General features: G+C 56.2%; 16 protein-coding genes. 10 read left to right on the forward strand and 6 right to left on the reverse strand.

Annotation, left to right across the window (positions count from 1 at the left end):
• The first annotated feature begins 21 nt into the window (after positions 1–21).
• The 4 genes from UR504_RS03985 to tusE all read left to right on the forward strand — a co-directional run bounded on the left by UR504_RS03985 (position 22) and on the right by tusE (position 4,859).
• On the forward strand, positions 22–2,739 hold the full coding sequence (locus UR504_RS03985) for a TcfC E-set like domain-containing protein (RefSeq protein ID WP_320739350.1): 2,718 nt from the start codon (positions 22–24) through the stop codon (positions 2,737–2,739).
• 1 nt (position 2,740) lies between these two features.
• Positions 2,741–3,898 (forward strand): CfaE/CblD family pilus tip adhesin, encoded by a 1,158-nt coding sequence (locus UR504_RS03990; RefSeq protein WP_111964532.1) that lies wholly within the window; start codon positions 2,741–2,743, stop codon positions 3,896–3,898.
• Between the two features lie 10 nt (positions 3,899–3,908).
• On the forward strand, positions 3,909–4,460 hold the full coding sequence (locus tag UR504_RS03995; protein ID WP_126302784.1) for a LuxR C-terminal-related transcriptional regulator: 552 nt from the start codon (positions 3,909–3,911) through the stop codon (positions 4,458–4,460).
• 69 nt (positions 4,461–4,529) lie between these two features.
• Complete coding sequence (gene tusE, locus UR504_RS04000) at positions 4,530–4,859, forward strand: sulfurtransferase TusE (RefSeq protein ID WP_111964534.1); 330 nt, start codon at positions 4,530–4,532, stop codon at positions 4,857–4,859.
• Here the strand turns inward: tusE and yccX are convergent.
• From yccX to UR504_RS04015, 3 genes are read right to left on the reverse strand one after another with little or no spacing between them, the layout of a single operon-like run.
• Complete coding sequence (gene yccX, locus UR504_RS04005) at positions 4,856–5,137, reverse strand: acylphosphatase (RefSeq protein ID WP_029739909.1); 282 nt, start codon at positions 5,135–5,137, stop codon at positions 4,856–4,858. The two genes, tusE and yccX, sit on opposite strands and share 4 nt — an antisense overlap.
• A gap of 11 nt (positions 5,138–5,148) precedes the next feature.
• Positions 5,149–5,937 carry an AraC family transcriptional regulator gene (locus UR504_RS04010; RefSeq protein ID WP_127730307.1) on the reverse strand — a complete coding sequence of 263 codons (789 nt, stop codon included), beginning with the start codon at positions 5,935–5,937 and terminating at the stop codon, positions 5,149–5,151.
• A 10-nt stretch (positions 5,938–5,947) separates the two neighbouring features.
• On the reverse strand, positions 5,948–6,505 hold the full coding sequence (locus tag UR504_RS04015) for a kinase inhibitor (protein WP_274242477.1): 558 nt from the start codon (positions 6,503–6,505) through the stop codon (positions 5,948–5,950).
• 173 nt (positions 6,506–6,678) lie between these two features.
• On the opposite strand from UR504_RS04015, the gene rlmI reads away from it, so the two are divergent.
• Together rlmI and hspQ are read left to right on the forward strand one after the other, a co-directional pair.
• The gene (rlmI, locus tag UR504_RS04020) at positions 6,679–7,869 is read left to right on the forward strand and encodes a 23S rRNA (cytosine(1962)-C(5))-methyltransferase RlmI (RefSeq protein ID WP_014883260.1); all 1,191 of its coding nucleotides are present in this window, start codon (positions 6,679–6,681) and stop codon (positions 7,867–7,869) included.
• 60 nt (positions 7,870–7,929) lie between these two features.
• Positions 7,930–8,247, forward strand: a complete 318-nt coding sequence (gene hspQ / locus UR504_RS04025; RefSeq protein WP_008499919.1) for a heat shock protein HspQ — start codon at positions 7,930–7,932, stop codon at positions 8,245–8,247.
• Between the two features lie 37 nt (positions 8,248–8,284).
• Here hspQ and UR504_RS04030 read toward each other — a convergent pair whose 3' ends face one another.
• On the reverse strand, positions 8,285–8,698 hold the full coding sequence (locus UR504_RS04030) for a CoA-binding protein (protein ID WP_008499920.1): 414 nt from the start codon (positions 8,696–8,698) through the stop codon (positions 8,285–8,287).
• A gap of 173 nt (positions 8,699–8,871) precedes the next feature.
• Here UR504_RS04030 and csgI point away from each other — a divergent pair, with 173 nt between their 5' ends.
• Positions 8,872–9,534 carry a curli synthesis inhibitor gene (gene csgI / locus UR504_RS04035; RefSeq protein WP_302234691.1) on the forward strand — a complete coding sequence of 221 codons (663 nt, stop codon included), beginning with the start codon at positions 8,872–8,874 and terminating at the stop codon, positions 9,532–9,534.
• Between the two features lie 80 nt (positions 9,535–9,614).
• Positions 9,615–10,073, forward strand: coding sequence for a methylglyoxal synthase (mgsA, locus tag UR504_RS04040; protein ID WP_045330803.1), 459 nt, complete (start codon positions 9,615–9,617; stop codon positions 10,071–10,073).
• 59 nt (positions 10,074–10,132) lie between these two features.
• On the opposite strand, the gene helD is transcribed toward mgsA, so the two are convergent.
• Positions 10,133–12,187 (reverse strand): DNA helicase IV, encoded by a 2,055-nt coding sequence (gene helD, locus UR504_RS04045; protein WP_133294118.1) that lies wholly within the window; start codon positions 12,185–12,187, stop codon positions 10,133–10,135.
• 123 nt (positions 12,188–12,310) lie between these two features.
• On the opposite strand from helD, the gene UR504_RS04050 reads away from it, so the two are divergent.
• Both UR504_RS04050 and yccS read left to right on the forward strand, forming a co-directional pair.
• Entirely contained in the window at positions 12,311–12,757 is a 447-nt protein-coding gene (locus UR504_RS04050; RefSeq protein ID WP_111964540.1) for a YccF domain-containing protein, read from the forward strand.
• Positions 12,758–12,776: 19 nt separating this feature from the next.
• Entirely contained in the window at positions 12,777–14,939 is a 2,163-nt protein-coding gene (gene yccS, locus UR504_RS04055; RefSeq protein ID WP_302234690.1) for a YccS family putative transporter, read from the forward strand.
• Here yccS and UR504_RS04060 read toward each other — a convergent pair.
• Complete coding sequence (locus tag UR504_RS04060; RefSeq protein WP_127730297.1) at positions 14,896–15,522, reverse strand: TfoX/Sxy family DNA transformation protein; 627 nt, start codon at positions 15,520–15,522, stop codon at positions 14,896–14,898. The genes yccS and UR504_RS04060 overlap by 44 nt on opposite strands.
• Positions 15,523–15,600 lie beyond the last annotated feature (78 nt).

Raw genomic sequence — 15,600 nt, forward strand, 5'->3', positions numbered from 1 at the left:
GGATGATGTCGAGGCTCGTTCATGGCGTTTCACAGAAATACCCTCCTCTTTGTTGCTTTGTTACCCGCTTCCATCCAACTCGCCTGCGCCGGGATGGCCGTCCCGGCAGGTTTTGAAGATCTGGCGAAAACGCAGCGCCTGTGGACAGAGGTCAACCTCTACGGCGAGTCGCTTGGACTTTTTGAAACGGATATCACCCTTGAAACGGTGAGCTTTGTCGCACCTGAAACCGTGGTTGCGGCCATCAAACGACGGTTCAATGACGCCCCTGCACTCGTTGCCACCGTGTCTGCCGCGCTGGCCGTTCCGCTTGCCCGTAACGGCAACCTGGCCTGCAGCAGCAACGGCTCCGCAGCAGGCTGCGATTACATTGATACCGACCGCGCGGCCATTATCTATGACGAGAATAACGCCCGCATTAGCCTGTTTTTGGACAAGAAATTTCTGCCTAAAGCCATCGCGGAAAATCAGTGGTATCAGCCCACGCAGGACACTGAAAATGCGCTGATCCATCAGCAGAACATTAACTTCGTTGCCGACAGGGATTATCAGTCGGCTACCGTGCAGGGCAACGGCGCGCTGGCGCTCACGCAGGACGGCTATGTTAATCTCGACTGGACCTGGCTGGGACAGCGTTCACGGCGTCAGCAGCAGCAGGAGATAACCGTCAACAACGCCTGGTTCCGCCAGGATATCTTGCGTCAGTACTATGTCCAGCTAGGCGAGATGGATACCCGCGATCTGTTCAGTAATGCTGGCGGAAATATTAACCTCAGCCAGCTGCCGCTGGGCAAAATTCGCGGCCTGCGCACGGGATCGACAAGGGCGTGGATAAATCCGGTTCAGCAGTCGAAGGGAACCCCTGTTACCGTGCTACTTTCCCATGACGCGCGTATCGACGCCCGCCGGGGCAATCAGCTTCTGGCGAGCTTTTATCTGAATGCCGGGGCGCAAACCCTGGACACGCGATCGTTCCCGGACGGGAGCTACACCGTGACGCTCTCCATCTATGAAAATAACCGGCTGACGCGCACCGAGCAGGTGCCGTTTACCCGAACCGGCATTACGCCATTCGACCGCGTCGAGTGGTTCCTGCAGGCGGGCGAAACCGACAACAGCGAACAAAACGAAGAACGCCGTGCGGTTGCGCAGGCGGGCGTACGCCTGCCCCTGACCCCGTCGCTGGCGCTAACCAGCGGCGCAACGTTCAAGAAAAACCAGCGTTTCCTGGAAAATGCGATCGACTGGAGCCGGGGCTTCAACGCGGGCCCGATCGATGGCGTGCTGAGTACCCGGTTTAGCTACCTTTACGGCAGCGAAGGCCAGCGAGGCAATATCCAGCAAATCAGCTACAACGACGGTTTTTCACTTAGCCTCTATCGCAACGCGCTATCAGCGGAAAACTGCAACACACGAAGTACAGGGTTTGATGCCGTGAACGGCTGTTATCGCACCCTCTCGGTGATGTTCTCCGTCCCGGTCGGCGCCTGGTATGCGAGCCTGGGGTATTCGGATAACCGCAACGAAGGACGGTACGTTTCACGTCGGGAGCTCCCGGACAGCGACGATCGCCACGATGCGGGTTTGCCGTGGGAATCAGTCTATATGACCCGCTCGCGTACGCGGGCCTGGCAGGGTGGCCTGAGCAAGGCCTTCAGCCCCCATGGTCTGAACATTAACAGCAGCATTAACCTGTTCATGCGTAACGATGACTCACGCGAAGGCAGGGATAAAGGCGGCTACCTGAGCGTGAGCCTGTCCATGACGCATAACCGTCAGGGCGATGCATCAAGCTACACCTCTCTGGGCGCGACATGGCAGCACCAGCAACGTGAAAAAAACCAGCTGAGCTACAGCGTGGCGCATAACTGGTATGCCGATGCCCGCGGCGAAAATGAGTACGGCCTTAGCGCATCGGGCATTAACAGCGACTCGCTGAATACCTCAGCCTATACGCGCCAGGGCGGGCGATATGGCAACGGCAGTCTTACCGTCAGCGACGCCTGGGATCGTCAGGATCGGCGCCATACGCTGAGCAGCAGCGGCAACTACAGCTCGACCCTTGCGCTGTCGCGTTCTGGCCTGTGGCTGGGCCGCTGGAGCGACGGTCGCCCTGCTTCCGCCGTCGCGGTGAACGTGACCACGCCGGAAGATGCTCAGGATCCGCGCGTGGCCGTGTCGCTGGATAACGGCGGCAGCGCAGATATTCCGGGCAATAGCCGCGCCCTCTTCGCGGTGCCGGGCTATCAGCAGACAACGTTGACGGTTAACGAATCGCTGGATGTCTCACGAGGAGCCAGCAGTGAAATCACGCAAGGATCGGGCAGCAGAACGCTGTTTATGGTGCCTGGCAAACTGCTGCGCCGGGACGTGCAAACCACCGCAAGCTACACCTGGCTCGGCCAGTTAACCGACGAGCGTCATTCGCCGTTTATCGGCGGCGTGCCGCTGAACGTGAACGGCTGGAGCGACCTTGGCAACGGCGGGTTTAGCGCCCAAAGCGACGCCCTGCTGCATAACCTCTACCTGGTGCGTCAGCAGCAGTTTTATCAGTGTGCGCTGAACGTGAAGAGTATGCGCGACGTGGTGCGTTACGTCGGGTCGATCCCCTGTAAGGAGTTAACCTTCTCCGCCCTGCCGGATGCCGTCCAGCAGCAGGCACAGCTGATGCTGGCCGGACGGTCGGTTCCTGCTGGCCCGACTGCCATGAACACCGATAGCCTCACTAAAGGGAAATGATGTGATTAAGTGCCTCTTTATTTTACTGTTCTTAAGCCTGTGGGCCAGCCAGACGCTGGCAGGCTCTCCCGCGGGACGAAACACCAGCGTAGGGATCAGCTTCGATCGCACCGCGCCGCCCGCGCGTTTTGACATCTGGTTTCATGAATCGGGCGGCTTTGACGCCGCAGATCCGCAAAAGTGGGGACGCAATACCCTGACCTGTCAGTCCCGTACCGATACCACGAACGGCGCCTGCATGAACTCACCGGTCTGGTTCTCGGCAAACCCGGCCGCGCCCTATGCCATCAATTTACGTTTCACGCATACCCTCACCGGCAAGACGGCGGATATCAAGGTGTATGGCGATCACTACATGTTTATCAACAACAAAGTGTTTACCTTTGCCAGCTTCGTGACAGGGGGAACGGCCACCATCGCTGACTGGAACAGAGAGCCTTATTTCGATTTCTATATCGTGAAAAGCGAACTGGATAAGCTCGCCCTGCCGGGGATCTGGACCGCCACGCTGAAGCAGAACCTGCGTCAGTGGGGAAGCGCCGACTGCGGCGGCAACTTCAATGACGTAAATGTCGGTTGTCCTGGCTATCTCACCATCGCCAAATGGCAGGCAAATATTCGCATTGAGGTGGTCGACCCGGGAAACCAGCAGATATATCTGCCAGCCTTTCCGCACTCAACGCCCATCGTTAACCTCAACCTGACCAACTTCCCGGGGCGACCGGGAGGCAGTGAGATCCAGGGTGAGAACTCGCTGGATATGTGCCTGTACGACGGCAATAACAGTACCAGCACCCGCGCCTACCTTCGGTTTGAGGACGACGGACTTACGTCAGCGGGCCGTGCAGATGGCGCGTTTTCTATCAGGCGACGTGGCGGTAGCCAGACCGATGCGCGGGATCGTCTCGATTATCGGGTCTCCGTCACCAATCCAATAACAGGCGCAACCGAAACCGTCTCGAACGGTAAAACCCTTGTCTGGCAAGGCACAAACGATCCGCAGTATCTGCGTCAGGTCGTGCTGCCCGGCGGACGCGAGAGCGTACTGTGCATTCCTGCACCGATTATCCTGAAAACCCCCGCGTTTGCTGCCAGCAGCAAAAACGCGGGCGACTACACCGGCACGCTGCGCGTTATCTATACCCCCAGCACGTTATAACGAGGTCACCGTGAGTTACGCCATTCTCGACAACAATCGATTTTACGCCGAAGGGTTGCGCTATGCGCTGCTGCGTCGGGGCGTCCAGCCAGAGGTCATAAGCGATACCGTACAATGGCAGCCAACTCTGCTTACCCGCCGCGTGGTTGTCGTACGCTGTCGTTTTTCCGTTGCGGGTACGCATCAGGCACTGATTAACATTTTACTCAGACTGGAAGCCGCCCGCTGGCAAGGCAGCCTTTATCTGGTCTGCAATGAAAAAGGGTGGGCGCTGGCGACGCATTTACGCAAGCGTTTCGGTACGCTAACGCTTTATATCATCGACGACAGGATCGCCGTTGCCGATGCGGCGTATTTGCTGGCAAAAGAGCCCCGTCGCGTTCGAAGTCTTGACTGCTGTCTTACCGGCCTTGAATTCAACGTGCTCGATCTGATGCTTACCGGGTTGCCGGTACGCCACATTGCCATCATGACGCGTATGTCTGAGAAACAGGTTTCGACCCATAAATGCAACGCGCTGAAAAAGCTTAATGCCAATAATCTGCTGCAGCTCCTCCTGTAGGGCACGGTTTATCCTGCGGCCTCTTTTTTGCTACACTGTCGCCGGTTTTTTCACACACGACAGAAAATTATGTTCATTTTTGCAGGCCAGGAAATTGAGACCGATAGCGAAGGCTATCTGAAAGATACGACGATCTGGAGCGAACCGCTGGCGGAGAAAATTGCGGAAAACGAAGGGATAACCCTCTCTCCAGAACACTGGGAAGTGGTGCGTTTTGTTCGCGAGTTCTATCTTGAATTCAACACCTCTCCGGCCATCCGCATGCTGGTCAAGGCGATGGCCAATAAGTTCGGTGAAGAGAAAGGCAACAGCCGCTATCTGTATCGTCTGTTCCCGAAAGGCCCGGCAAAACAGGCCACCAAAATTGCTGGCCTGCCTAAGCCGGTGAAGTGTATTTAATACCGAATACCGAAATTTACGTATTCGCGCCCCGGTTGATGGGGTTCCGTTAAGACCTTATCAACCCGCGCGCTGCGCGGCCCACCCGCTTTCAGCCACGCCACCAGCTTGTCGACCTGCTCCGCTTCGCCGCAGGCGACCACTTCGACGCTTCCGTCGTCCATGTTGCGCGCGTATCCCGTTAGCCCAAGCTCAACAGCTTCGCGCTGGGTGCTGTAGCGGAACCCGACGCCCTGAACAACGCCGTGAACCCAGGCAATAGTGCAGACTTTAGACATTCTTCTTCTCCTTAACGTAGCGTTTTCGGTAAGCAGCCATAGTGTTGCCGGAAACGGGCAGTGAAACGAGAGCTGGAAAGATACCCACATTGTAATGCGATTTCGCCGATCGGTAATCGGGTTGACTGTAGCTGTGACAAAGCCACGGCCATCCTCACCTCCTCGACAATCTGGCGAAAACTCTGTGACTCCTCGCGTAACCGTCTGCGCAGCGTCGGTACGCTCAGGGCCAGACGGCTGGCAACGTCCTGCGCGGTCCAGGCTCTGGCGGGCGACAGCATAATGAACTGTCGCACCTGCTCGGTCAGGTTACTGTTTCGCTCAACAAGCAGCGGACCCGCCACACCGTCATGCAGCAGGGCCAGCAAAAGGCCGAAAGCCTGATGCTTTTGTAGCGCCTCCGGTAAATCCTGACGGACGGCGTGCAGCAGGTTGTCCCACATAAATGCCAGCCCCTCGCTCAGCGGAGCACAGAGCGAATGCAGCGTCGTGCGCGGCCAGGATTTCAGGTAATGCGCTTTAAACTCGGCAACAATTTCCGGCGATAACATTAGCAAATCCGAGTGAAACAGCCCGTTTACAGGCTGATTGATAATTTCCATCGACGTATTGGCCGGGATAATAATGAGCTCATCCCGTGTCGCCTCCAGGCGGTTATCATCCTGAACAATCACCTTACTGCCGTGAGTGATATGACAAATAGCCGGAAAAAAAAGTTTAACCTGGTGCAGGCGATGCATTTTGCTGGCAGTCACTTCACCCGCTGTAAGATGTTTATGTCGAAAATGAAACTCCTGCACCCTGCCATCCTTATCTGCTATAGGTTGCTGTTAACTGAGCCTTTGCCAGAGCGTGACTGTTGATCATAAAACCGACCAGCGCGCCGCTGGCATTTTTGTCTACGGGCAGTTTATCCACGTCCAGCGCCCAGACGGTAATCTGATAGCGGTGAGGCTTATCCCCGGCGGGTGGACATACGCCGCCGAATCCAGAATAGCCGAAATCATTACGCCCCTGCACAGTGCCGGCAGGTAATTTCTCGCCGTTTGGATTACCGGCATCAGCGGGCAGCGTCATTGTCTTCGCCGGAATATTGGCTACTGTCCAGTGCCACCAGCCGCTGCCGGTAGGTGCATCCGGGTCATATACCGTAACGGCAAAACTTTTCGTACCGGCGGGGGGATTCTTCCATGCCAGCTGTGGTGAAGTATTTCCACCGTGGCAGCCGAACCCCTCAAACACCTGCTGTGTCGCTAACCGCCGTTCGCCGGAAATATCCCGGCTGGTGATACCGAAAGGCGTTGCCGCTAAAACCTGAGAACTCATTGCCGCCAGAGCGGCTATGGCTATTACACTGCGCTTTTTCATGGGTGCTCCCTTTGCTGTACCGGAAGCCCCACTCTAAAGCCAGCTGCAATATCGTAATGTGCCTAAGCGATTTGATTTTGTGCCGAAACGCTCAACGGCATCCGCAGATGATTGCGCCTTGCTGAATGTGGTAATCTACGCGCCATTTCCTGAAATCGACAGAACAGCAAATTATGAGTGTACGTTTAGTGTTAGCCAAAGGGCGCGAGAAATCATTACTGCGCCGTCATCCCTGGGTCTTTTCCGGCGCGGTTGCCCGTATGGAAGGTAAAGCCAGCCTCGGTGAAACCATTGATATCGTTGACCATCAGGGGAAATGGTTAGCGCGAGGCGCTTACTCGCCAGCGTCCCAGATCCGTGCCCGCGTCTGGACCTTCGATAAAGATGAAACCATCGATATCGACTTCTTCGTCCGCCGCCTGCAGCAGGCGCAGCAGTGGCGCGAATGGCTGGCAAAACGCGACGGGCTGGACAGCTACCGCCTGATTGCCGGTGAGTCCGACGGGCTGCCAGGTGTAACCATCGATCGCTTCGGCAACTTCCTGGTGCTGCAACTTCTGAGCGCCGGGGCGGAATACCAGCGTGCCGCGCTGATTAGCGCCCTGCAAACCCTGTTCCCGCAGTGTGCCATTTACGACCGCAGCGATGTGGCGGTGCGCAAAAAAGAGGGCATGGAGCTGACGCAAGGCCCAGTGACCGGCGAACTGCCGCCTGCCCTGCTGCCGATTGAAGAGCACGGCATGAAGCTGCTGGTGGATATTCAGGGCGGGCACAAAACGGGTTATTACCTCGACCAGCGCGACAGTCGTCTGGCTACGCGTCAGTACGTTGCCGACAAACGCGTGCTGAACTGCTTCTCCTATACCGGCGGTTTTGCCGTTTCAGCTCTGATGGGCGGCTGTGCCCAGGTTGTCAGCGTGGATACCTCGCAGGAAGCGCTGGACGTGGCAAAACAGAACGTCGAGCTGAACAAGCTGGATCTGAGCAAAGCGGAATTTGTACGCGATGACGTGTTCAAGTTGCTGCGTAAATATCGCGATCAGGGCGAGAAGTTCGACGTCATCGTGATGGATCCACCAAAGTTTGTGGAAAATAAAAGCCAGCTGATGGGCGCGTGCCGTGGGTATAAAGATATCAACATGCTGGCCATCCAGCTGCTGAATCCGGGCGGGGTTCTGCTCACGTTCTCCTGCTCCGGCCTGATGACCACAGATTTATTTCAGAAAATCATCGCCGACGCCGCAATAGATGCTGGCCGTGATGTACAATTTATAGAGCAGTTCCGTCAGGCAGCCGATCATCCCGTGATTGCTACCTACCCGGAAGGACTGTATCTGAAAGGGTTTGCCTGTCGCGTCATGTAACTTGAAAAGAGAAATATTGCCCGCACATAACGTGTAAGTCGTATTTCCCGGGAGGTGACTATGATTGCCAGCAAATTCGGTATCGGCCAGCAGGTCCGCCACACTTTGCTCGGGTATTTGGGTGTGGTCGTGGATATCGACCCGGAGTATTCCCTTGATGAACCGTCAGCAGACGAGCTGGCGGTGAACGCAGAGCTTCGCGCCGCGCCCTGGTACCATGTGGTGATGGAAGGTGACGACGGGCAACCCGTCCACACCTACCTTGCCGAAGCGCAGCTGAGTAGCGAGCTGCAGGAAGAGCATCCGGAGCAACCCACTATGGATGAACTTGCTCAGACTATCCGCAAACAGTTACAGGCTCCGCGCCTGCGGAACTAAGCGTGTAAAAAAAGCCCGATGAACGGGCTTTTTTTTATTACTTCGCTAGCCCCAGACGGGGGATATCGATCGCCGGACAGCGGTCCATGACGACGTTCAGCCCCGCATCCCGCGCCAGTACCGCAGCCTGCTCGTTAATCACACCCAGCTGCATCCACAGCGTTTTCGCCCCTACAGCGATAGCGTCCTGCGCCACTTCCCACGCTGCCTCGGAGTTTCGGAAGACATCAACCATATCAATTTTTTCCGGCACGTCAGCGAGCGTGGCATACCCCTGCTGACCGAGTAAGGTTTTCCCCGCCACTTTTGGCGAGACCGGGATAACGTGATAGCCCTGATCGAGAAGGTATTTCATCACCCGATAGCTTGGGCGATCGGGTTTATCGCTCGCGCCCACCAGCGCAATGGTACGCGTAGATGTCAGAATCTCGGCAATATCGTTCTCTTTCATGGTTTTTCTCCTGGCTTTTTTAAAAGTGTACGCCAAACCGCACATCTCAACCATCCATCCCATACAGATGCATGAGGGCAAAACGGCGAAATATGTCTATATGTTAGTAAACGTGATTATCGAAAAATTTAGATACATTAATGCGGCGACAGGATTTCTGACGGGAGCCTTCTATGAAAACCGGTATTGCCACTGCTCTGATTGCGTTAGTGATGCCGGTCTGCGTTTTTGCTACCACGCTCCGGCTCTCTACCGACATTGATCTCCTTGTACTGGACGGAAAAAAGGTCTCCAGCTCGTTATTGCGCGGTGCGGACAGCATCGAGCTGGATAACGGGCCGCATCAGCTGGTATTCAGGGTGGAAAAATCGATCGGTCTGGCGAATCACGAGCAAAGGATGTACATCTCGCCGCCGCTGATCGTCAGCTTTAATACCCAGCAAATCAGTCAGGTGAATATCACCCTGCCTCGCCTTGAAACGGAGAAGGAATCTGCGGCCTTCGACGCTTCACCCCGCGTTGAACTGCTGGACGGGGATGCGATGCCGATTCCGGTGAAGCTGGATATTCTGGCGCTGACGACCTCACCGAAAGGTCCGGACTACGAGGCAGCGACCCAGACCTATAACAAAGCGGGTAAACGCGCCTCTCTTCCTCAGTTTGCCACTATGATGGCGGACGACAGTACGCTTTTGTCCGGCGTCTCCGAACTGGACGTCATTCCTCCCCAGTCCCAGACCCTGACGGAACAGCGCCTTAAGTTCTGGTTCCAGCAGGCCGATCCCGACACGCGGGCCCGTTTTTTACAGTGGGCAAAACAACAACCTTCATCATAAGCCACATTTTTTACGCCTTTCTCTTGCAGCGTCAGACGGTTCCCGTCATCGTGTAGTCAGTTAACCTGATGGATATGATTATGGAACTGACAACACGCACGCTACCTGAGCGCAAACACATTGCTCTTGTGGCGCACGATCACTGTAAACAAATGCTGCTTAACTGGGTTCGCCGCCATCAGTCTTTGCTGGAAAAACACGCCCTGTCGGCGACCGGTACAACCGGTAACCTGATCCAGCGCGAAACGGGTCTGCAGGTGAATGCGATGCTGAGCGGCCCGATGGGCGGCGATCAGCAGGTCGGCGCGCAGATTTCCGAAGGGAAAATTGATGTGCTGATCTTCTTCTGGGACCCGCTGAACGCGGTTCCGCACGATCCGGATGTCAAAGCGCTGCTGCGCCTGGCGACGGTGTGGAATATTCCGGTGGCGACAAACCTCTCGACGGCGGATTTCATCATCGAATCGCCGCAGTTTAACTCACCGGTAGATATCCTTATTCCGGACTATCAGCGTTATCTTTCAGAGAGATTGAAGTAGCTTTTTTAGCCGGGTGGCGGCTACGCCTTACCCGGCCTACCCATCCTTGCCCGGCGGCGTTATGGCTTCCGCGCCACCGGCACATCTATACTCTTCAAAATATCGACAAACACGGATGGCTCCTCTTTATTGAACAGCAGCCACACGCGATGGCGCGCGCGGGTCATTGCCACATACAGCAAACGCCGCTCTTCGGCATCCGGGAAATCTTCCGGCTCCGGCAGCAGGGCCTGTTCCATCACCGACTCACGGGCCGGGGCCGGGAAACCGTCGCTCCCCTCTTTCAGCCCCACCACGATCACATAATCGGCCTGCTGCCCTTTGCTGGCATGAATCGTCATAAATTCAAGCTGCAGTTTCGGCCAGCGGGTGGCGGCTTTTTCCAGCGCCTCAGGTTTAAGGTGATGGTAGCGTGCCAGCACCAGGATACGCTCATCGGGCTTCGCGTAGCCGCTGAGCTTGTCCAGCAGCGGTTCCAGCTGATCGTCCGCCAGCAGGGTCACTGCTTTTTTATCCCCAGGCCGCAGGCTATTGAGCGGTTTTGCCAGCTGATGCGGGTTCTGCTGGATAAAGCGGTTGGCGATTTCACCAATCCGTGAATTGAAGCGGTAGGTCGTGTCCAGATCGCTGCGATCGCCTTCGCCAAAATAGTGGTGGAATGCGGTCGTCAGCGAAAGCTGTGCCCCGCTGAAGCGATAGATGGCCTGCCAGTCGTCACCCACCGCAAACAGAGAGGTATGTTTATTTTGTGCCCGCAGCGCCGAGAGCAGAGCCGCACGCTGTGGAGAAATATCCTGGAACTCATCCACCAGAATATGTTTCCACGGGCTGACAAAACGTCCCTTTTCAAGAATGATGATGGCTTGATGGATCAAACCGGAGAAATCGACCGCATTTTCTTCTTTCAATGCTGTTTTCCAGGCCTTCAGCAGCGGCGCCATCAGCTTGACCCGCTTCGAAAACAGCTCGCGGATTGCCTCCGGCGCGCTTTCAATCATCTCTGCCTGCGATCCGCCGTGCATTCGCATCAGGCTGACCCAACGGTCAAGTCGCGAACCCAGCCGACGCGCCAGTTTGTCATCCTGCCAGAAACTGCCCTCTGGCACCTCCCAGTTAAGCTCCTCTTCCAGCCACTGACGCCACCCTTTCGCCTGCGCCTTTTTCTCGCTGCACTGCTGGCGCCACGTTTTGATGAACAGCGCCTGACGCGCCTGCGCGTCGTTTTCCAGCTTACTGATGGACGGCACTTTTTTACTGCCCTGCTGAATAATATGTAGCGCAAGGGCATGGAATGTTCTGGCCGTGATATCCCGGGTGTGCAGGCGCTCCTGGATCCGTTCGTCCATCTCCTGCGCGGCCTTACGGCCAAAGGCCAGAAGCAGGATTTGATCGGCAACCGCTTCCCCGGTCGTCAGCAGCCAGCCGGCACGCGCGACCAGCACCGACGTTTTTCCGCTACCGGCTCCCGCGAGCACCAACAGCGACTGCTCGCCGTTGACCACCGCGCGCGCCTGAGCCGGATTGAGCGGTGAAGATTCCACCGTACTGAAAAAATCGGCGTATTGGGTAAGCATGGCATCCGTCCAGGCCTGGTTATGGGCGAGACGGCTTTTATCCTTTTCATTCAGCCAGGCCTGACACTGGCGCCAGGCGTCGCGACAGTTGTCAAACTCGTCGAGACGCGTCACGGAGAGCGGCAGCGCCGAGAGTGCCTGCCGGATCTTTTGCTGCAGGCCGGCAGTCTGCTGACGGGTCAGCCACGCGTGCTGCGCGTTGCTCTGGGCGATATCGTCCAGCACCTGCTGCAGCACCTGGGCGGCAATCACGCTCATATCCTGGCTCCACTGCTGCCAGAGTGCGTTCAGATGATGATGGAAACGCTGGGTTTCCGCCCACTCGGTGCCATGAAGGCGCACGACTTTATCGTCAGGCAGAACGAACTCCAGCTCGCCCCACACCAGACCGCGTTTGCAATGAATAGCCAGAAGCTGATTAAACGGAATAAGGTATTCGTGGCGTTCCCCGGAGACTTTCACCCCGGCATTAAGGAGAACAACCCTGTCGTAAGGGTGTTGTGCCAGGCGTTTGCCCAGCGACGTTGCTTTCAGTTCCATGTTCCGCCAAATCCACGAAGAGATAATTTACCTGACAGTTTAACTGCCAGTTTTAAGGTGCTCCAGCCTAAAAAAACGTTACAATCATTGGGCGTTAATTATATCGAAAGGAAGTGAGCGTTTATGCGTACCGTTCTGAATGTGTTGAATTTTGTGCTGGGCGGTTTTGCCACCACCCTTTCCTGGCTTTTTGCCACGCTGGTGAGCATCGTCCTGATTTTCACGCTTCCCCTGACCCGTTCCTGCTGGGAAATCACAAAACTCTCCTTAATCCCCTACGGGAATGAAGCCATCCACGTTGACGAGCTGAATCCGGAGAGCAAAAACGCCCTGATGAATACGGGCGGAACCCTGCTTAACATTCTGTGGCTGATTTTCTTTGGCTGGTGGCTGTGCATCATGCATATTTTTGCCGGTATTGCACAGTGCATCACGATTATTGGTATTCCTGTGGGGATCGCAAACTTTAAGATCGCCGCTATCGCCCTTTGGCCCGTTGGTCGCAGGGTTGTTCCGGTAGAAGTGGCCAGAGCGGCGCGCGAAGCAAACGCTCGCCGTCGTTTTCAGTAAATAAGGACTGGCCGCGCTTATGCTAAGCCCACTGCTTCGCCGTTATACCTGGAACAGCACCTGGCTTTATAACGTCAGGATATTTATCGCGCTTTGCGGCACGGTTGCCCTGCCCTGGTGGCTGAATGATGTCAAGCTCACCATTCCGCTCACGCTTGGGGTGGTCGCCGGGGCGCTGGCGGATCTGGACGACCGTCTGGCCGGGCGTTTACGTAACCTGGTCATTACGCTCGTCTGCTTTTTTATTGCGTCAGCTTCCGTTGAGCTGCTTTTCCCGTGGCCCTGGCTGTTTGCCCTGGGCCTTACGCTCTCAACCAGCGGGTTTATTTTGCTGGGCGGGCTTGGGCAGCGCTATGCCACCATCGCTTTTGGTGCATTGCTGATCGCTATCTACACCATGCTGGGCGTTTCCCTGTACGACCAGTGGTACCAGCAGCCGGTTCTGCTGTTGCTGGGCGCCATCTGGTATAACCTGCTGACGCTAACCGGTCATCTGATTTTCCCGGTTCGCCCGCTGCAGGATAACCTTGCCCGCAGCTTTGAGCAGCTAGCCCGCTATCTGGAACTGAAATCCCGGCTGTTCGACCCGGACATCGAGGAAGAAAGCCAGGCACCGCTCTACGATCTGGCCCTGGCAAATGGCCAGCTGGTCGCCACCCTTAATCAGACAAAAGCTTCCCTGCTTACCCGTCTGCGCGGCGATCGCGGTCAGCGCGGAACACGACGGACGCTTCACTACTATTTTGCAGCCCAGGACATTCATGAACGCGCCAGCTCCTCGCACGTTCAGTATGCCGCCCTGCGCGAGAAGTTCCGCTACAGCGACGTGATGTTCCGCTTTCAGCGCCTGCTGTCCATGCAATCCCAGGCGTGCCAACAGCTCTCGCACTCCATTCTGCTGCGCACGCCCTATCAGCATGACCCCCGCTTTGAACGCGTATTCAGCCATCTTGATGCGGCACTCGACCGCGTTCAGGCCAGCGGAACGTCACCGGAACACATCAAAGCGCTGGGTTTTCTGCTTAACAACCTGCGTGCGATTGATGCCCAGCTGGCAACCATTGAGTCCGAACAAGCGATGGCGCTGCCAGGCAGTGAGGTGGAAAACCAGCTTGCTGATGACAGCGTACACAGCGTTAGCGATATGTGGCTACGGCTGAGCCGCAACTTTACGCCGGAGTCGGCTCTCTTTCGGCACGCCGTGCGAATGTCGCTGGTTCTGTGCGTGGGGTATGCCTTTATCCAGATTACCGGGCTGCATCACGGCTATTGGATCCTGCTGACCAGCCTGTTCGTCTGCCAGCCGAACTATAATGCCACCCGACACCGTCTTGCGCTGCGTATTATCGGCACGCTGGTGGGCGTCGCGATTGGCCTTCCGGTGCTCTATTTCGTGCCCTCCATTGAAGGTCAATTGATCCTGATCGTGATTACCGGCGTGTTGTTCTTCGCGTTTCGCAACGTGCAGTACGCCCATGCCACCATGTTCATCACGCTGCTGGTGCTGCTCTGCTTTAACCTGCTGGGTGAAGGGTTTGAAGTCGCCCTGCCCCGCGTGATCGATACCCTGATTGGCTGTGCGATTGCCTGGGCCGCGGTCAGCTTTATCTGGCCGGACTGGCGTTTCCGAAATTTGCCGCGCGTGGTAGACAGGGCGATGAACGCCAACTGTCGATACCTTGACGCGATCCTGGAGCAGTATCATCAGGGCCGCGATAACCGCCTGGCTTACCGGATAGCCCGCCGCGACGCGCACAACAGTGATGCGGAACTGGCCTCCGTAGTCTCTAACATGTCGACGGAGCCTCGCGCCACGGCGGATATTCGTGAGACCGCGTTCCGCCTGCTCTGCCTGAACCATACGTTCACCAGCTATATTTCGACGCTGGGCGCTCACCGTGAGAAACTCACCAACCCGGGTATTCTCAACCTGCTCGATGACGCCGTCTGTTATGTCGATGACGCGCTTCATCATCGACCAGCCGATGAGCCGCGCGTTCAACAGGCGCTGGATGAACTGGCTCAGCGCATTGCGCATCTAGACCCGGGAAATGACAGTAAAGCACCTCTGGTGCTTCAGCAGATAGGCCTGCTTATCGCTCTGCTGCCTGAAATTTGCCGGCTGCAACAGCACATTGCTACCTGGAGGAGTGATTCTCCTGTGGCTCAGTCAACGCATTAAACCACTCCGTGAGCTCCCGGCGAATGTCTGCCGGGAGTGCCGCTTCATGCAGCCCCTCGATAGCCCCTTCCAGCGCGAAGAGTACTTTAATACTCAGCGCTTTATTTTTTGCCCGCATCTTTAGCCAGCACGCCCTGGCACCAAGCTCCCGCAACATTTCCTCATTGGTGATGCCAGCTTCAAAGAGCAAGACTTCAAGCTGAAAGGTCAGGTTAGGCAGATCCTTGAGTCGGTTTCGTTGATGGCGCTGATAACGCTCTTTTCTTGCCGCACTGAGCGCAAACGAGGAGAGCTGAAGTAACCGCTCCCTGTCCTGCCATAATCCGTCATCAACACGATAATAGTTGAGCAGCACCGGACGGCCTCGCTTCATCAACGTCAAAAAAGAGGAGGCATTTTTTACACAGTATTTGGCACTCTCCTCACAGGCGCGAAGGTAAAGCTCGCCATCTGAGACCATGGCAAAAACAGCATCATCCACCGCAAGGGTATAGCCGCCAAACAACGCGCGGTGATGAATCTCGCCCAACGGGGAGAGGTATTCCTGAGATTTATAAATCCGTTCATAAGATATCTTTTTCATGATATTTCCCTTCAAAATCATAAAGTAACAACTAAATTTCTTACTAGCGGATCCGTTAGCAGGAAAATAGGCAACTTA

The sequence above is a fragment of the Enterobacter sp. 241F3 genome, assembly GCF_034106785.1.
GTDB lineage: Bacteria > Pseudomonadota > Gammaproteobacteria > Enterobacterales > Enterobacteriaceae > Enterobacter > Enterobacter vonholyi.